Origin of the sequence: Hydrogenibacillus sp. N12 (assembly GCF_019645935.1) — a bacterium.
GTDB lineage: Bacteria > Bacillota > Bacilli > Thermicanales > DSM-22653 > Hydrogenibacillus > Hydrogenibacillus schlegelii.
This window is the reverse complement of sequence record NZ_CP080953.1, coordinates 433,778-450,637: the sequence shown is the minus strand read 5'-3', so window position 1 is coordinate 450,637 and position 16,860 is coordinate 433,778. Positions and strand designations below refer to the sequence as shown.

19 protein-coding genes, 1 pseudogene and 1 riboswitch are annotated in these 16,860 nt (G+C 66.7%); of the genes and pseudogenes, 8 read left to right on the top strand and 12 right to left on the bottom strand.

Going from position 1 to position 16,860, the window contains the following annotated elements:
- Window positions 1-12: 12 nt before the first annotated feature.
- Window positions 13-825, bottom strand: a complete 813-nt coding sequence (locus tag K2M58_RS02085) for a tRNA 5-(aminomethyl)-2-thiouridylate-methyltransferase MnmM (protein WP_220678087.1) — start codon at window positions 823-825, stop codon at window positions 13-15.
- Window positions 826-927: 102 nt separating this feature from the next.
- Between K2M58_RS02085 and K2M58_RS02080 the strand changes: the two genes are divergently transcribed.
- Window positions 928-1,617 (top strand): zinc metallopeptidase, encoded by a 690-nt coding sequence (locus tag K2M58_RS02080; RefSeq protein ID WP_220678086.1) that lies wholly within the window; start codon window positions 928-930, stop codon window positions 1,615-1,617.
- Window positions 1,614-2,954, top strand: coding sequence for a glutamate-1-semialdehyde 2,1-aminomutase (locus tag K2M58_RS02075; RefSeq protein WP_220678085.1), 1,341 nt, complete (start codon window positions 1,614-1,616; stop codon window positions 2,952-2,954). The genes K2M58_RS02080 and K2M58_RS02075 overlap by 4 nt, the downstream gene beginning before the upstream one ends.
- 88 nt (window positions 2,955-3,042) lie before the next feature.
- Here K2M58_RS02075 and K2M58_RS02070 read toward each other — a convergent pair whose 3' ends face one another.
- Together K2M58_RS02070 and K2M58_RS02065 are read right to left on the bottom strand one after the other, a co-directional pair.
- Window positions 3,043-3,573 carry a DUF402 domain-containing protein gene (locus K2M58_RS02070; protein WP_220678084.1) on the bottom strand — a complete coding sequence of 177 codons (531 nt, stop codon included), beginning with the start codon at window positions 3,571-3,573 and terminating at the stop codon, window positions 3,043-3,045.
- Window positions 3,574-3,759: 186 nt separating this feature from the next.
- The gene (locus K2M58_RS02065; protein WP_066203073.1) at window positions 3,760-3,927 is read right to left on the bottom strand and encodes a gamma-type small acid-soluble spore protein; all 168 of its coding nucleotides are present in this window, start codon (window positions 3,925-3,927) and stop codon (window positions 3,760-3,762) included.
- 203 nt (window positions 3,928-4,130) lie between these two features.
- Here K2M58_RS02065 and K2M58_RS02060 point away from each other — a divergent pair, with 203 nt between their 5' ends.
- Window positions 4,131-4,754, top strand: a complete 624-nt coding sequence (locus K2M58_RS02060; RefSeq protein WP_220678083.1) for a superoxide dismutase — start codon at window positions 4,131-4,133, stop codon at window positions 4,752-4,754.
- A 59-nt stretch (window positions 4,755-4,813) separates the two neighbouring features.
- Here K2M58_RS02060 and mutY read toward each other — a convergent pair whose 3' ends face one another.
- From mutY to K2M58_RS02045, 3 genes are all read right to left on the bottom strand, one after another.
- Window positions 4,814-5,980, bottom strand: a complete 1,167-nt coding sequence (gene mutY / locus K2M58_RS02055; protein WP_220678082.1) for an A/G-specific adenine glycosylase — start codon at window positions 5,978-5,980, stop codon at window positions 4,814-4,816.
- On the bottom strand, window positions 5,977-7,074 hold the full coding sequence (locus tag K2M58_RS02050) for a D-alanine--D-alanine ligase family protein (protein WP_220678081.1): 1,098 nt from the start codon (window positions 7,072-7,074) through the stop codon (window positions 5,977-5,979). Before K2M58_RS02050 ends, mutY begins: the two co-directional genes overlap by 4 nt.
- Before the next feature lie 83 nt (window positions 7,075-7,157).
- Window positions 7,158-8,057, bottom strand: a complete 900-nt coding sequence (locus K2M58_RS02045; RefSeq protein WP_220678080.1) for a sulfurtransferase — start codon at window positions 8,055-8,057, stop codon at window positions 7,158-7,160.
- Between the two features lie 147 nt (window positions 8,058-8,204).
- On the opposite strand from K2M58_RS02045, the gene K2M58_RS02040 reads away from it, so the two are divergent.
- From K2M58_RS02040 to K2M58_RS02030, 3 genes are all read left to right on the top strand, one after another.
- Window positions 8,205-8,801, top strand: coding sequence for an FAD-dependent oxidoreductase (locus tag K2M58_RS02040; RefSeq protein WP_220678079.1), 597 nt, complete (start codon window positions 8,205-8,207; stop codon window positions 8,799-8,801).
- Between the two features lie 256 nt (window positions 8,802-9,057).
- Window positions 9,058-9,951, top strand: a complete 894-nt coding sequence (locus tag K2M58_RS02035) for a manganese catalase family protein (protein WP_220678078.1) — start codon at window positions 9,058-9,060, stop codon at window positions 9,949-9,951.
- A 331-nt stretch (window positions 9,952-10,282) separates the two neighbouring features.
- Window positions 10,283-10,510, top strand: a complete 228-nt coding sequence (locus K2M58_RS02030) for a Rossmann-fold NAD(P)-binding domain-containing protein (protein WP_220678077.1) — start codon at window positions 10,283-10,285, stop codon at window positions 10,508-10,510.
- A gap of 261 nt (window positions 10,511-10,771) precedes the next feature.
- Here the strand turns inward: K2M58_RS02030 and K2M58_RS02025 are convergent, their stop codons facing one another.
- The 6 genes and pseudogenes from K2M58_RS02025 to thiS all read right to left on the bottom strand — a co-directional run bounded on the left by K2M58_RS02025 (window position 10,772) and on the right by thiS (window position 13,946).
- Window positions 10,772-11,413 carry an RNA-guided endonuclease TnpB family protein gene (locus tag K2M58_RS02025; RefSeq protein WP_220678076.1) on the bottom strand — a complete coding sequence of 214 codons (642 nt, stop codon included), beginning with the start codon at window positions 11,411-11,413 and terminating at the stop codon, window positions 10,772-10,774.
- Between the two features lie 35 nt (window positions 11,414-11,448).
- Window positions 11,449-11,730 (bottom strand): helix-turn-helix domain-containing protein, encoded by a 282-nt coding sequence (locus tag K2M58_RS02020; protein ID WP_220678075.1) that lies wholly within the window; start codon window positions 11,728-11,730, stop codon window positions 11,449-11,451.
- Between the two features lie 34 nt (window positions 11,731-11,764).
- Window positions 11,765-11,911, bottom strand: a pseudogene (locus tag K2M58_RS02015) (nitronate monooxygenase); the annotation flags it as partial.
- Between the two features lie 370 nt (window positions 11,912-12,281).
- Entirely contained in the window at window positions 12,282-12,914 is a 633-nt protein-coding gene (locus K2M58_RS02010) for an MBL fold metallo-hydrolase (RefSeq protein ID WP_220678074.1), read from the bottom strand.
- Window positions 12,911-13,711, bottom strand: coding sequence for a thiazole synthase (locus tag K2M58_RS02005; protein ID WP_220678073.1), 801 nt, complete (start codon window positions 13,709-13,711; stop codon window positions 12,911-12,913). The genes K2M58_RS02010 and K2M58_RS02005 overlap by 4 nt, the downstream gene beginning before the upstream one ends.
- Window positions 13,712-13,745: 34 nt before the next feature.
- On the bottom strand, window positions 13,746-13,946 hold the full coding sequence (gene thiS / locus K2M58_RS02000; protein WP_066203291.1) for a sulfur carrier protein ThiS: 201 nt from the start codon (window positions 13,944-13,946) through the stop codon (window positions 13,746-13,748).
- 62 nt (window positions 13,947-14,008) lie between these two features.
- A riboswitch (TPP riboswitch) is annotated at window positions 14,009-14,142 on the bottom strand.
- 170 nt (window positions 14,143-14,312) lie between these two features.
- Between thiS and namA the strand changes: the two genes are divergently transcribed.
- Both namA and fumC read left to right on the top strand, forming a co-directional pair.
- A complete protein-coding gene (gene namA / locus K2M58_RS01995; protein ID WP_220678072.1) occupies window positions 14,313-15,368 on the top strand; it encodes an NADPH dehydrogenase NamA in 1,056 nt (351 codons plus the stop codon).
- A 78-nt stretch (window positions 15,369-15,446) separates the two neighbouring features.
- Window positions 15,447-16,844, top strand: a complete 1,398-nt coding sequence (gene fumC, locus K2M58_RS01990; RefSeq protein WP_220678071.1) for a class II fumarate hydratase — start codon at window positions 15,447-15,449, stop codon at window positions 16,842-16,844.
- Window positions 16,845-16,860 lie beyond the last annotated feature (16 nt).

Here is a 16,860-nt window from a genome sequence, read left to right as displayed (position 1 = left end):
CATTCCCTCCCGTCAAGGGTTCAAGATCTCCGACGTCCAGGACTCAAGGTCTCCGGCGTTTTCCTCCCCCATCGTATCATGTTTGTCCGCCCCGTGCATCCCGCCCTTTTGAACGGCGTATTTTTGAACGGCGTACAAGATCGGCGACCGCCGGGCCGTCCGCTCGGAGGAGCCGGTGGGGCCGACCGTCTCCGGACGGTCGGAGGCCGCGACGACACCGTCCCCTTCGAGGCGACCTGTGGCCGCGATGGGGCCGCCGTTTCCGGGGGGATCGGGAGACGAGGCGGTCCCGTCTTTCCCGGGGCGGTCGGGGCCGTTCATCCGGCGAAAGGTGTAGACGTGATACGCCGGGTGAGGAAGGACCGCGAAAAAGCGCTCCAGCGCCTCGGCTTCCCGGGCCCCTTCCGGGTGGCCCGGATAGGCAATGACGGTGAGCACTCCGCCGGGCCTGAGCAGAGCGAGGGCCGCCTTCACGGCGGCAAGGGTCGTCGGGGTGCGGGTGGTGAGGTCCGGGCGGCCTTCGGGCCAAAAGCCGAGGTTGAAGACGGCGGCGGCGATCCCCGGCGGGACGAATTGAGGGAGTTCGGCGTGATCGTGCATGAGCCAGCGGACGTTGGCGAGGCCCCGGCGCTCGAGGCGCCGCCGGGCCCGCTCCAGCGCCTCCGGCTGGATGTCGAAGGCGTACACCACCCCGGACGGTCCAACCCGTTCGGCCAAAAAAACGGTGTCCCGGCCGCTTCCGGCAGTGGCGTCGACGGCGCGATCGCCCGGACGGAGCGCCCGGTCGAGGATCTGATGGGCCAGTTCGGTCATGCGGATGGGCACGATAGACCTCCCGCCTTTCGGCGCCCGGCAATGCCTTGACAACACCGGAGCGCTCCGATATGAATCTAAATGGGGGAGCATGTGGCGAAGGGGGAGACCCGCATGTACTTTTATACTCCGTGGACGATCCTCATCCTGGCCGCCTTCGGCCTGGCGATGTGGGCTCAGTTTCGGGTCCAGGGGACGTTTCATGCGCATTCCCGGGAACGCGCCTCCTCGGGCCTGACCGGCGCCGAAGCGGCGCGGGAGATGTTATACGCGAACGGCATCACCGACGTCCGGATCGAACCGGTGCCGGGGACGCTGACCGATCATTACGACCCGGTGGCCAAGGTCATCCGCCTGTCGGAGCCGGTCTACAGCGGGCGTTCGATCTCCGCCGTATCCGTCGCCTGCCATGAAGTCGGCCATGCGATCCAGCACAAGGTCCGCTATCCGATGCTCGTCTTCCGGCACGCGATGGTGCCGGTGACGCAGTTTGCCTCCGGCATCGCGCCGCTCCTTCTGCTCGCCGGGTTTTTCTTCAAGCTATCGGGTCTTCTGCTCCTCGGAATCATCGCCTTCAGCTTTGCCGTCCTCTTCCACGTCGTCACCCTGCCGGTCGAGTTTGACGCGTCCCGGCGGGCGAAGGAGCAGATGGTCCGCCTCGGGATCATCAGCCCGGCGGAAAAGCGCGGGGCGGACCGGGTGCTCGGCGCCGCCGCCCTGACGTACGTCGCGGCAACGCTTGTGGCGGTGCTTCAGCTTCTGGAATACATCTGGCTGTTTAACCGACAGGAGAACGAACAATGAAACGAACAACGAACGGAAGAAACGAGGCGCAGGCGCTCGATCGGCATGAAGCGTGGTACGCCCGGGCGCTCGATGTCATCACCGGCGGCGTGAACAGCCCGTCCCGGAGCTACAAAGCGGTTGGCGGCGGGGCGCCGCGTTTTTTTGTGCGCGGTGAGGGGGCGTACCTGTACGACGTCGACGGCCGGCGATATATCGACTACCTGGCGGCTTTCGGCCCCCTCATCCTCGGCCACGCCCACCCGGCCCTCGTTCGGGCGATCCGGCAGGCGGCCGAGGAGGGGACGCTCTTCGGGACGCCGACGCCCTATGAAGTGGAGTTTGCCGAGCGCCTTCGAGCGGCGATCCCGGAGCTCGAGCGGGTTCGGCTCACGAACTCCGGCACGGAGGCGGTGATGACGGCCGTCCGCCTGGCGCGGGCATACACCGGTCGGTCGAAAATCATCAAGTTTGCCGGCGCCTACCACGGCCATTTCGACCTCGTCCTCGTCGCCGCCGGGAGCGGGCCGGCGACCCTCGGCGTGCCGGATGCCGCCGGCGTGCCGGCGTCCGTCGCCCGGGACGTCGTCACCGTCCCGTACAACGATTCCGAAGCCCTGGCGCTCGCCGTGGAACGCTTCGGATCGGAGCTCGCGGCGATCGTCGTCGAACCGATCGTCGGCAACTTCGGCATCGTGCCGCCGGAACCGGCGTTTCTCGAGGCGATCCACCGCCTCGCCCGGGAATGCGGCGCCCTCGTCGTCTACGACGAGGTGATCACCGCCTTTCGCTTCCGCTACGGCAGCGTCATGCCGATGCTCGGGACGAGAGCCGACCTCATCGCCCTCGGCAAGATCATCGGCGGCGGCCTCCCGATCGGCGCTTACGGCGGCCGGGCCGAGATCATGGCCCTTGTGGCGCCGGAAGGCCCGGTGTATCAGGCCGGGACGATGGCCGGGAACCCCGCCTCGGTGCGGGCGGGGCTGGCCCTGCTCGAGGCGCTTCAGGCGCCGGGGCTCTACGACGGCCTCGAGGCCAAAGCTCGGGCGCTCGCGGACGGGCTGCTTGCGCTTTCCGACCGCTACGGCATCCCGCTTCAGATCAACCGCGTCGGGGGCGCCTTTTCCACCCATTTTACCGACCGGCCGGTTCGAACGTACGCGGACGCCGAGGCGGCGGACGGGGCCCTTTACGCCGCCTTCTTCCGCGGCATGCTGCGGCGCGGCGTGCTCCTTCCGCCGTCGAAATTCGAAGCGTGGTTCGTCATGGCCCCTCACTCCGACGCCGACGTCGCCGAGACGCTCGCCGCCGCCGAGGCGACGTTCCGCGAGATGGCGGCGGCTCCGCGGCGGCCGTAGCGCTTCGCGCCGGCCGGCGGGGCCCCGATCGGCCGGAAGGCGCCTTCACCGCCATGCCTCCTTCCGGCTTCAAACCATGGCGCCGCCGTCAGGAGCCGACGAGCCGGACAAAGCGCGCGTGGTAGCGATGGACGACGTCGGGATCAAACGGCGGCCGGCGGGCCTGGATGAGGCGGAGCAACCGGCCGAGAGCGCGCCGGGCCTGGGTGACGACCTTGAGGGGATAGGCATACCGCTCCCGGTTGACCCGAAATTCCTCTTTGTCCAGGACCTCCACCTCGCCGTCCGGCGTCACCCGGACGTCGAGATCGAGGTCCACGTAGGTGAGCGTCCCCCGCCGCCACTCGGCGGGGGTGCTTATATTGCAGTAAAAATGCACGCCGTCCTCCCGAAGCATGGCGATGACGTTGAACCACTCCCGGCGATCGAAAAAGCAGATCGCCGGCTCTCGGGTCGTCCACGTCTTGCCGTCCGCCTCGGTGACCGCCACCCGGTCGTTCCCGCAGATGATGCGCCGACCATCGGCGAGCAGCAGGTTGCCCGACCATCGGCGGTGCAGCTTGCCGTCGTACTTGTAGCTTTCGATGTCGAACCGGTCGCCGATGTGCCGGTAATGCACGGCGCATCCCCCGCTGGCTTTCCTTTTTTTGTCTGCCTCCGTTATTGTACCTCACCCGCCGGCCGGTCCCAAACCGCCCCGACGATCCATGCCAAAACGCGCCTGCCGAACGGCAGGCGCGTATTGACTCGTATTGATCTGCTTCGGACCGTCCACCTCCCGGCGGATCGGCAGAAGCTCCCGGCGTCAGCTCTTTTTGTTCTGCATCGACCGTTTATTTTCCGCTTTGACGTCGGCGACGTTCGTCTCGGCGGCAAACTCGGAGCCGTAGCCGCCGGCCTGGTTCGCCTTAGCCGCCTGGTTGCGCTTCTTCACGTGCTCGACGTTCGTCCCGGCCTTCGTCTTCTGGTCCATGTCCTCACCCCCTCGGCTGTATTGTGCCCGGCGCCGGGCCGAGCATGCCGTGGGAAATTTCTCTGCCGGGACGAGGACCTCTGCCGGGGAGGATTTCCAACCCGATCGTAGGGGTTTCCTTGATTTCCCTCAAGCATTGTTTTAGACTAGAAAGCGAACACTACGCGGTGAGCCCAGACGAGCTTGAGCGAGGAGGGATAGGGATGTTCGAACTGCCGCCGCTTCCGTACCCTTACGACGCGCTGGAGCCGTATTTTGACGCCAAGACGATGGAAATCCACTACAACGGGCACCACGGCGCTTACGTCAAGAACCTGAACGCCGCCCTCGAAAAATATCCCGCATGGCAAAATAAGCCGCTTGAAGAGCTGCTTCAGTCCCTCGACCAACTGCCAGAAGACATCCGGACGGCGGTCCGGAACAACGGCGGCGGCCACTACAACCACAGCTTCTGGTGGCCGATGCTGAAGAAAAACGAAGGGGGCCAGCCGGTCGGCAAGTTTGCCGAAGCGATCAACCGGGACTTCGGCAGCTTTGAGGCCTTTAAGGACGCCTTTTCCAAGGCGGCGGCGGGACGGTTCGGAAGCGGCTGGGCGTGGGTCGTCGTCGAACCGGATGGGAAACTCACCGTCACGACGACGCCGAACCAGGACAACCCGGTCATGGAAGGGAAGACGGTCGTCTTCGGCCTCGACGTCTGGGAGCACGCCTACTACCTGAAGTATCAGAACCGGCGGCCGGAGTACATCCAGGCGTTCTGGAACGTCGTCAACTGGGACGTCGTCAACCAGCGGTACGAAGAAGCGCTGAAAAAGTTCGGGCGGTAAGCCGGTTGCCGGGTGAAGCGAAAACCCCCTTGACGGCCCGACGGGCCGCAAGGGGGTTTTTACGCCCGATCCGGGAAGGCCCGAGCCCGGTAGAGTTCATACGCCTTCCGAAACGGGCCGGCGAGGGGAAGCGCCGCCACCTCCTCCTCCGGAAGCCAGCGGGCTTCCTGCGCCTCCGGAGAAAGGGGCCACGCTTCTGCCGCAACGGTCCGGACGTCGAGCGTCCAGAGGCGGTGGGTGAAGACGTGTTCGACGGTGCCGACGGTTTGGGCCCGGCCGAGGGCGTCCGGCGGGAGCGCCTCGGCGGCGAAAGACGCGCCCGCCGCCCCGGCGGTCTGGCCGGCATCGGTCGGGACGGGCCGCTCGATGTCATCGCCGGCGGAGGGAGGCCGGGCGAACGGCGCGTTGGGAAACTGCCAGAGGCCGCCGAGGAGGCGCCCCTTCCGGCGCTCGACCCGCAGGGCGCCGTCCCGGCGCCGGACGATCCAGACGATCCGGTGCTCCCGGCGTTTGGGCGCCGGCGGCCGGCGCACGGGGAACGCCTCCGGCCGGCCGAGGGCCCGGGCGGCGCAATGGGTCTTAAGCGGACAGCGGCCACAGGCCGGCGCCTTCGGCGTGCAGACGAGGGCACCGAGCTCCATGAGGGCCTCGGTGAGCGTCCGGGGCGTCGCCGGCGGTCGGAGGGCGCCGTACGCCGGCCGGAGGGTCGCTTCCGCCGCCCGGTCGAACGCCGGCCGGTCGACCGGCGTCTCCCAGGCGAAAAACCGCGCCAGAACCCGCCGGACGTTGCCGTCAATCGCCGGTTCCGGCCGGCCGAAGGCGATCGACAGGACCGCTCCGGCGGTGTAGGCCCCGATGCCGGGAAGCCGCCTGAGCGCCTCCGGATCGTCCGGAAGCCGCCCGTCGTAGCGGGCGACGACTTCCCGGGCGAGAGCGTGGGCGTGCCGCGCCCGGGCGTAGTAGCCGAGGCCGCTCCAGAAGCGGAGCACCTCCGCCTCCTCCGCCTCGGCCAGGGCCCGAAACGTCGGAAAGCGGGCCATCCACCGCTCGTAGTACGGCAGGACCGTCGTAACCTGCGTTTGCTGCAGCATCAGTTCTGCGATGAGAATGCGGTACGGATCGTCCGTCCGGCGCCAGGGAAGATCCCGCGCCTCCCGGCGAAACCAGTCGACGAGCGCCCGAACGTCTTCCGGCGCCAGGCGCTCCGAAGTCGGGGCGTCGGTCAACGTCGATCGTTCCTTTCGCCGGCCCGGCGCAGGGCCTCCTCGACGAGCCGGTCGATGAGCGCCGGATACGCAAGGCCGCTCGCCGCCCAGAGGCGCGGATACATGCTCCGGTCGGTAAAACCGGGCATCGTGTTGATTTCGTTCACGTAGAGCCGCTCCGCCCCCTTGTCGAGGAAAAAGTCGACCCGAGCGAGATCCCGGGCGCCGATCGCCCGGTACGCCCGCAGGGCGAGGGCGCGGATCTCCTCGGCGAGCGCCCCGTCGATCGGCGCCGGGACGAGGAGCTCCGCGCCGCCGGCGGTGTATTTGGCCTCGTAGTCGTAAAACGCCCGCCGCGGCACGACCTCCCCGACGACCGACGCCTCCGGCGGCTCATTGCCGAGGACCGCCACCTCGAGCTCCCGGACGGCGAGGCCCTCCTCGACGAGGACGGTCGCATCGTACCGCGCCGCTTCCTGAAGGGCCCGCACGAGCGTCGACCGGTCGTCGGCCCGGGAGATGCCGAGGCTGGAGCCGGAGTTCGCCGGCTTCACGAAGACGGGGTAAGGAAAAGCCTCTTCCACCGTTCGGGCGACCGCGTCCGGGTCCGCCTGGACCGCCCGCCGCTCGAAGACGAGGTAACGCACCTGCGGCAGCCCTTCGAGGGCAAAGAGCCGCTTCATCGTCGCCTTGTCCATGCCGACCGCCGAAGCCAGCACGCCGGAGCCCACGTACGGGATGCCGAGGAGTTCGAGGTATCCCTGAACCGTCCCGTCTTCCCCCATCGGCCCGTGCAAGAGCGGAAAGGCGACGTCCGCCGCGTTTAAGTGCGGCGACCCGACCGCCCGCCACGGCGGGCCTGGAGGAAAGCCGGGCGAAGCCGGCGGATCGGTCTTTGGACCGCCGGCCGGCCCCGCCGCCGGGACGTCCGCTCCCCGGAGCAGGGCCCACGACGCCTCCGGCGAAAGCCACGTTCCGTCCCGGGCGATGGCGACCGGAAGGACGGTGTACCGTTCCGGGTCGATCGCCCGGAAGACCGATCGGGCAGACTGGATCGAGACGGCGTGTTCCACCGATGCACCGCCGAACAAAAGCGCCACTTTGCGCTTGGTCACCGCTCATCGCCTCATTTCTCTCGTTGCCGCAACCGGCCCGCCGACCCGTTCGGTCCGCCGACCGCATCCGGCTTACCCTTTCCCTATGTGTTCCCGCCCCCTGCTATGCCGCCGGAACCGGGGGCGGCCGCTCCCCGGGCGATCGGGTTCAAGGGGTCACCGACCCAGGCGCTGTAACTTCCGGCGTAGACGCGGACGTCCGCCCATCCGGCGGCCCGGAGCGCCAGGGCGACGATCGCCGACGTCACCCCGGAACCGCAGTAGACGACCGCCGGACGATCGGCCGGAAGGCCCCGGAAGACGTCCTGAAGCCGCTTCGGCGCCGCGATCTCTCCGGTGGCGGGATCGCGCAAGGCGGCGTACGGGACGTTCAGCGCCCCCGGAATGTGGCCGGCGACCGGGTCGATCGGTTCGCTCAGCCCGAGGTACCGCTTCGGGTCCCGGACGTCGATGAGTACCCCGAAAGCCTCGCCGGCTACGAGGCGCCGGACGTCGTCGGTCGTCGCAAAACCGGCCTCCGGCCGGGCCGCCGCCGAAAGCGGGTACGGCGGCTTCGGGCGGAAGACCGGCCGCTCGGCCGTCGTCGGATAGCCCCGCGCCTTCCAGACGGAAAACGGAACGGAAAGCACCGCCGCCCGCTCGTGGCCGATCGCCCGAAGCATCCAGACGATCCGTCCGGCAAACCCGCCGCCGTGGTCATCGTAGACGACGATGGCGTCGTCCGGTCCGACGCCGAGGTCTCCCAGGCGGGCCGAAAAGGCCGGCCACGGGGGGAGGGGATGTCGCCCTGCCCGCGGATCGGGCGGCGCCGACGCGTCCCGTTCGAGGTCGATGTACCGGGCGCCGGGAAGATGTTCCCGTTCGTACGCCCGCCGCCCCGCCGCCGGATCCAAAAGATCGAAGCGAGCGTCCAGGAGAACGAGGTCTGGGGCCTCGAGGCGGGCCAGAACGTCTTCCGGCGGGACGAAAAAGGCTTCGGCCACCGTCCGGATCGCCCCTTTCCCGTTCTTTTTCGCCGGCCACAACCGGTCGGCCACGGCCGGCCGCGCCGGAATCCCCGCCGGCCGTCCCCGGGGCTCCTCGACGGAGGCCCCGGTCAAAAGCGCACAAGCCTGGAGGTGCACTGAACGATGATCGACGTCGTCGTCATCGGCGGCGGCCCCGCCGGGGCCAGCGCCGCCCTCTTTCTCGCCAAAGCCGGCCTTTCCGTCGTCGTCGTGGACGCCGGCCAGGGCATCACGAAAAAGGCCTGGATCCGAAACCACCTCGGCCTCCCCGACGTCACCGGACCGGAGCTCGTCGAGCTCGGCCGGCGCCAGGCGACGGCCTTCGGCGCCCGCTGGATCGACGGGACCGTCGTCGACGCAAGCCGCGAGGGAGACGGCTTCCGCCTCACCGTCGAGCGGGACGGCGCCCGGGAGACCCTCAAGGCCCGGCAGCTTCTCCTCGCCACCGGCCTCTGGACCGACCTCGCCGAGCGGATCGGCGTCCACATCGTCCCGGCCAAAGAGCCCCGGGTCAAGGCGAACGTCGCCGTCGATCCCGAAGGCCGGACGAACGTCCCCGGCGTCTGGGCCGCCGGCACCGTCGCCGGCGCCAGCGTCCACACGATCGTCACTGCCGGCGACGGCGCCCGGGTGGCGATCAACCTCCTAAGCGCCCTCCGGGGCGAGCGGTATGTCGACCACGACCTTCTGTCCGACCGGCCGGCGGGCCCGACCGCCTGAGCACCGCCCACGGCGATGAAGCGGCGGAACCGACGTCCCGGCCACGCAGCGGAAAAAGCGACGGAACGGTTGTTCCTCGCCACGCGGCCGAAGCCGAAGAAGGGGTCGGACAGCCGGAGCTCAAGCGGCGTCGAACCGAATTCTATCACAGCGGTCAGGCACCCCCCAAGAGGCGCCCGCATACAAAGGCGGATAAAGCGGACGGCTTCGACCGTTTCCGATCATCCGCCGCCGGCGGAAAAAAGGGGGCCTCGCGGTGTACCTTCGGATCGACCGCCTGCAGATCGAGCTCCCGAAGGTGTGGGAGCCGGACCCGAACGCCGCCGCCGCCGTTCAGGAACTTTTCGGCGGGCGCTTCGGCGAGATGTCGACGCTCATGAACTATACGATGCAATCGTTTAATTTCCGCGGCCGGACAAAGCTCCGCCCCTTCTACGACCTCATCGCCAACATCGCCGCCGAAGAACTGGGACACATCGAGCTCGTCGCCGCCGTCGTCAACCAGCTCCTCGTCGGCGCCACCGAAACGGCGCCGCCGACGGAAGCGCCGCTTGAGCCGGGCAAAGAGGCGCGAAACAGCCACTTTTTCATCAACACCGCCCAGACGGCGATGGCCGTCAATTCGATGGGCGAGCCGTGGTGCGGCGATTATGTCTTCAACAGCGGAAACCTCATCCTCGACCTCTTGCACAACTTCTTCCTGGAAAACGGAGCCCGGCTGCATAAGCTGCGCGTCTACGAGATGACGACCCACCCGGTGGCCCGAGAGGCCGTCGGTTACCTCATCGTCCGCGGCGGCGTGCACGCCCTGGCCTACGCCAAAGCCCTAGAAGCGCTCACCGGCGTCGACGTCCCGAAAATGCTACCCATTCCGAAAATCCGGGACGACGCCATTCCCGAAGCGGCCAAATACCGCCGCATGAACGTTCACCTCACCCTGTACCGCTTCAGCCCCGACGATTACCGGCAAATCGCCGCCATCTGGCGCGGCGAGCATCCGGACGGCGGAGCCCTCGTCGTGAAAGACGGCCCGCCCCCCGGCGGCCCCATCCCCGAACTCCCTGATCTTCCGGAAAGCTTTGCGCCGGAATACGACCCCGAAGCGCTCGCCGAAATGGTCCAGTTCCTGTTGAAGAAAAAAAAGACGTAATCCGCGGCGGAGCCCCATCACGCCCTAGAAAACGAACGTCACGGCATGAACCGTGGCACCATGTTCGGTGCGGAGGCCGGGAAGAGGCCGTGGGAAAAAGCGACTTCGATTTTTCGGCGGGGGGTTCGATTCAATATCAATCGGGACCCCTCTTGTCGGGAAGGCACATGCCGCTCCGCGGTGGCGGCGGTTTTTTTTTTTTTGCGGCGTACATCGTTTTCGTTCGGATCGTCGGCGCGCTCGACGCGCAGGCGCCGTGGGTTCAAGACGGCGGACAGCAAACGGGCGGAGCGGACGACGACGGTCGGCCGTCGAACGGCGGAACGGGCCCATGAAGCGGCGTTTGCAACCTTTTTGGGATGCCGCCGCTGGATTGCGCCTTTTGGCGACTCATCCCGAGTCGTTCAATCAAGTCTGGCATCTGCCGACGGCGAGCCCGCCGATCGACGGTCATGCGTTCATGGAGGCCGCCGCCGAAGCGCTGGGCGTGCCCTTGCGTGCAGCGACGCTTCAGTGGTGGATGTTTCGCCGTTTGAGCGGCATTTTCGGTTTACGCTGACGCCGTATCGGGAAGGATTGAGGCCACCGTGCGATGGTTGGCGCGAAATGAAGGGGATGGGCGCCTCGTATTCGCGCATCGGAGAGATGAACGCGTTCTGAATCCGTTCCACAACTCATGGACAAATATCTCAGCAAAGGGATATCGTCCCGGTTGCTTCCTGCTTCACAGGCGGGATGCTCGTAGACCGGGGATCCACGTTCCGCCGCAGAGCCCGTCTCCATAGGCGTCACTTCCCGCGGAACTCGCGGTAGGGCCGCATCAGCCCGCGGCCAGGGCGAATCGGAGCACATTCTTCGCCGCGTTCTCGTCCCGGTCGTGGTGTGCACCGCAAACGGGACACGTCCACGCCCGGACGAAAAGCGGAAGTTCGGGAAGGATGTGGCCGCAGAAAGAACATTTTTTCGACGTCGGTTCGTAACGGTCGACCTTGACGATGCGCACGCCTCGAAGCTTAGGCTTAGCGTCAAGGAGCGCCCGGAAGGTGCCCCAGCCGACGTCGGCAATGTGCCGGGCAAGACGACCGTTTTTGAGCATGTTCCGAACGTCCAGAGCCTCGATCGCGATCACCGGATGCACCCGGACGAGTTCGGTCGTGAGCTTGTGGAGAAAGTCCAGCCGGATGTTTCGAATCCGGCGATGAAGCCGGGCGAGCTGGAGGCGGGTCTTTTCGTAGTTTTTCGTGCGCGTCTTAAGCCTCCCCTGCCCGTCCCGTTCGCCCCGGCGAAAAAGACGCCCATGGAGTCTCCGCAGACGGCGAAGCGCCTTCCCGAGCGGCTTGGGCGCCCTAACCTTCCGCAGTGTCCCCCGCTCAAGAGCGATCGCGGCGAAGCTCGTCAGGCCGACGTCGATCCCCGCAGCCGCCCCCTTCGGCGGAATGGGATCGGGAATCTCTTCTTCCACCGTGAGGCTCACGAACCACCGATCGGCCTCGCGGCTCACGGGGGCGTGGAGGATTGCGCCCCTTCGGGAAGTGGGGCTTTACGCCGCCTTTTTTCCGGCGGACGGGTTTCTCTTTCAGGCGCTCGGCGCCGATCCGGGGCAGCACGACGATGAAGTTCGATGGCGTTCGGGCTGCGGCCTTCGTTCTCGTCAATCTCCTCCCACCGCGCCAGGCCCCAATTGTAGGCGAAGCGGGCGGCCCCGGCGTGCTTGGCAAGGAGGATGCGCTGCTGGGCGTTGGGGTCCAGTTCATAACGGTAGGCTCTATGGATCTTCACGCTGAAGCGCCTCCAGCGTCTTCAGAAATGATTTCAAATAGCCGGCGCCGAGGAAACCGAGGCCGCCTTCGTTGGACACCGCCGCGACGAGCTCGGGCGTGGTCGGGCCGCCGGCCATCGGGGCTTGAATCAGCGGATATCGGATGCCGAACAGGCGGGTGACCGCCGTTTCATGCCCCATGGGACCTTCTCCTCCGGCAAGTCCTCCGGCAAGACGAAATAAAACCCGCCTCTTTCTGAAGGCGGGTTTGACGACGGCTTCTCAAACGACGTCTTCCAGCGCGCCCGTACCGCCACAAACGCTGCAAGAGACGACGCCAAACCCAAAGCAATACGGGCACGTCCCTTCTCCCGCTTCCCCTTCGCCGGTTCCGCCGCACATCCGACATAGCTCCTCGCCGTTCCCACGGCACTTCGGGCAGTCGATCATCGCCCCGACCTCCTGTTATAAAACATACGGCTGATTTCTTGCTCACATTATATAACAGGGGGAAGCGGAGGCGCAACGACCCCAAAGCTGTTTAAATTGCATTCTGCGGTCGCATTCCCCGTCATCCACGGACGAATGGATTCGACGTCCGCTCCCGGCCGATCGTCGTCTCCAGCCCGTGCCCGGGGTAGACCCTCGTCTCCGGCGGCAGCGGATACAGCTTTTCGCGAACGCTCCGAAGAAGCGCCGCGTGATCGCCTCCCGGAAGATCCGTCCGACCGATGCTTCCGGCGAAAAGCGCATCGCCGGTGAAAACGGCTTCATCGATGAGATAGGCGACCGAACCGGGCGAATGGCCGGGCACATGCAGCACCTTAAGCGTTCTTCCGGCAAACGGAAGGACATCGCCGTCTTCGACCAGCCGATCGGCGTTCGGGGCGACGACGCGCGCGGTGAGCTCCGGAAAGAAGGCCGAGCCGTTCAGCTCGGGGTCACGAAGCCATCCCGCCTCCTGCGGGTGGATCAGGATCGGGGCCCCGGTCGCCTTTTTGAGGGCCTCGAGGCCGGTGATGTGGTCAAAATGGGCGTGGGTAAGGAGAAGGTACGCCACGCGATAGCCCCGGACCGCCTCGATGAGCGGTTTAGGATCGGCGCCGGGATCGATGACGACCGCTTCCTTATGCGCGTCGTCGAACAGCGCGTAGGCGTTCTCCTGAATCGGTCCGAGGACGAAACGCTCAATGCGGAGGCTCACGTGATCATCCCTTCCATCGGCGACGAAGCGCTCGCGTAGGCCCGTTTCGGCATGCGACCGGCGCGATACGCCATCCGGCCGGCAATGACCGCATGACGCATCGCTTCGGCCATTTTCACCGGGTCTTTGGCCTCGGCCACCGCGGTGTTCACGAGCACCGCGTCGGCGCCGAGCTCAAGCGCCAGCGCCACGTCTGACGGCGCGCCGAGCCCGGCGTCGACGATGACCGGCACGCGAACCGATTCGACGATGAGCTTCAGCGCATAGGGGTTCAGGATGCCGAGCCCGGTGCCGATCGGTGCGGCCCCCGGCATGACCGCGTGCGCCCCCACCGCTTCGACCCGCTTGGCGAGAACCGGGTCATCTGACGTGTAGGCGAGGACGATGAACCCTTCCTTCACGAGCGCTTCCGTCGCCTTCAGCGTCTCGATCGGGTCCGGAAGGAGCGTCCGCGCATCGCCGACGATCTCGACCTTGATCATCGAAGAAAGCCCGCTGGCTTTCGCCAGGCGGGCGAGGCGGATCGCCTCCTCCGCCGTCCTGGCTCCGGCGGTGTTGGGAAGCAGCCGATGCCGGGAGAGGTCAACCCCTTCCAGCACGCCGGAGACGCCTTCGACCCCTTCCCTCCGGTCGAGGTCGACGCGGCGCACGGCAAACGTCACAACCTCTGCGCCCGACGCCTCAATCGCCCGCCGCTGGACGTCAGAGGACGGGTATTTTCCTGTCCCCAAAAAGAGCCGCGAACGAATACGATACGGACCCAGCGTGAGAACATCGTCGTCGTGGTTGACCGGCATGACTGCTTCCTCCTTAAGAGACATTTTTGTGTTTTTATCCCCCGCCGACAAAATGGACGATCTCCAGCTTGTCGTTGGGGCGAAGCGGCGTTCGGGCGTAATCGTCCTTCGCCACGATGGCCTCGTTCAGTTCCACCATGACGATTTTGCCTTCCAGTCCGTAATGCTTGAGCACGTCATAAACCGTCTCCACGCCCGGAAGATCGACCTTTTTCCCGTTGAGGATGAGTTCCATCTGATCCCCCCTCAGCCACAAAAAAACGCCGCCCGGCGGCGGCGCCTGCATCTGAACGCATGGTCTCACGACCGCCACCTTCCCTCCGCCGGCATTACCCGGAGCGCTGAGAATCCTCAGCGCGCATTCAGGTTCAAAGGGTTGGAGCCAAGCTCCTCTCAGCCGGGCCAGAGGCCCAGCACCCCCGGTGGCCTTCCTCTCGCTGCGATCGCTTGTGGTCGCTTTCATTGTACAGCAATGCCGAGCGTCGCGCAAACAGGCTCCGCGGCTCAAACGGGCAGCGGGCATACGGGCGCGGTCCGATCTGGCCGCTTGCCGTTGATCTCGGACGCCCGCTTGTCGTAGCATAGGCTCGAGGTGAGACCGATGCCTGGATTATTCGACCCGATGATCCTTCGAGGGCTGACCCTGCCCAACCGCATCGTCATGTCGCCCATGTGCCAGTACAGCGCCGGAACGGACGGCCGGGCCAACGACTGGCATTTCGTGCATTATGGCACGCGGGCCGTCGGCGGCGTCGGCTTGATCCTTCTGGAAGCGACGGCCGTCGAAAGCCGCGGCCGCATCAGCGAAGCCGACCTCGGCCTTTATGATGACGGGCAGATTGAGCCCCTGGCGCGGATCGTCGATTTTATCCACGCCCAAGGGGTTCCCGTCGGTGTCCAGCTGGCCCACGCCGGGCGCAAGGCCTGGTCACCGGCGCAGGGAATCGGCCCCGAACAGGCGGTGGCCCCGTCTGCCCTGCCCTACGCCGACGGCTGGCCGGCGCCGCGGGAATTGTCCACCGATGAACTTCCGCTCATCGTGGAGGCGTTCGTTCAGGCGGCGCGGCGGGCCGCCCGGGCCGGCTTCGACGTGATCGAGATCCATGCCGCCCATGGTTATCTTTTGCACGAGTTCCTTTCGCCGCTGTCGAATCATCGGCAGGACGCGTACGGAGGCGATCTCGAGAACCGCATGCGGCTTCTTCTGGAAGTGGTGGAAGCGACAAGGGCCGTCTGGCCGGACGATCGGCCGCTTTTTGTCCGCCTTTCGGCCGTGGACTGGGCGCCGGGCGGTTTGACCCTGGAGGACACGGTGAAAATCGCGAAAGCGCTGAAAGCGCGCGGCGTGGACCTGGTGGACGTAAGTTCAGGAGGGTTGATCCCGCCGCCCGAGCCCATCCCGGAGGGCCCGGGATACCAGACGGGCTTCGCGGCGGAAGTCCGCCGGCGGGCGGGCGTCGCCACCGGAGCCGTGGGTCAGATCACCGCCCCTGCTCAGGCCGACGCCGTCGTTCGCAGCGGGCAGGCCGATCTGGTGTTCTTGGCGCGGCAGCTCCTCCGTGAACCTTACTGGCCGCTCCGAGCGGCGGCGGAACTCGGCGTCGACCGCCCCTGGCCGCGCCAGTACCTGCGCGCAAAGCCGCGCGTCCATGCCTGAACTTTGCCATCCCCGGCGTTGTTGACTAGAATGGAAGAAGCGGCGGTTTTAGCGTCTTTTCCCAAAGGAGGCAGCACCGTGGAATACCGCATCGAACGGGACTCCCTCGGCGAGGTCAAAGTCCCCGCCGACAAGCTCTGGGGCGCCGTCACCCAGCGGAGCCTGATGAACTTCCCCATTGGCAGCGAGCGGATGCCGATGGAGGTCATCCGGGCCCTCGCCCGGATCAAAAAGGCGGCGGCGGACGTCAACCGAAAGCTCGCCGGCCTCGATCCCGACAAGGCCGAGGCGATCATGGAGGCGTGCGACGAGATCCTCCGGGGCGAGCTCGACGACCACTTCCCCCTCGTCGTCTGGCAGACCGGAAGCGGCACCCAGACGAACATGAACGTCAACGAAGTCGTGGCCCGGCGGGCGACGGAAAAGCTCCGGGCTCGCGGCCTGGAGAAGCGCGTCCACCCGAACGACGACGTCAACCGCTCCCAGAGCTCGAACGACACCTTCCCGACGGCGATGCACATCGCCGCCTACAGCCTGATCGTCGAAAAGCTTCTGCCGGCCCTCCGGACGCTTCGGGCGACCTTCGAGGCGAAGGCCGAGGCGTTCCGGGACATCGTGAAGATCGGCCGGACCCACCTTCAGGACGCCACGCCGCTCACGCTGGGCCAGGAAGTCAGCGCCTGGGCCCGGATGTTGGAAAAAAGCGAGGCGATGATCCTGGACGCCCTCGAGCCCCTGCGGGAGCTCGCCATCGGCGGCACCGCCGTCGGCACGGGGTTAAACGCCCATCCGCGCTTCAGCGAGGAAGTCGTCGAGCGGATCAACCGGGAGACCGGCTACGCCTTCTTGCCGGCGAAAAACAAATTCCACGCCCTAACGAGCCACGACGAGCTCGTCTACGCCCACGGCGCCCTGAAAGCCCTCGCCGCCGACCTCATGAAGATCGCCAACGACGTCCGCTGGCTCGCCAGCGGCCCCCGGGCCGGCATCGGCGAGATTACCATCCCGGCGAACGAGCCCGGCTCGTCGATCATGCCCGGCAAGGTCAACCCGACCCAGAGCGAAGCCCTGACGATGGTCGCCGTCCAGGTGATGGGCAACGACGCGGCGATCGGCTTTGCTGCCAGCCAGGGGAACTTCCAGTTGAACGTCTTCAAGCCAGTGATCATCTATAACTTCCTGCAGTCCGTCCATCTCCTCGCCGACGCCATGCAGAGCTTCAACGACCGGGCGGCCCTCGGCATCGAACCGAACCGGGAGACGATCGCCCGGAACGTCGAGCGCTCGCTCATGCTGGTCACGGCGCTCACGCCCCACATCGGCTACGACAAGGCGGCGGAGATCGCGAAGAAAGCGTATGCCGAAGGGACGACGCTCAAAGAGGCGGCCCTCGCCCTCGGCTACGTCACCGAGGAGGAGTTCGACCGCTGGGTGCGGCCGGAACGGATGATCGCCCCCGAGTGGCCGAACGACTGACGCCGAAGCCGGATGT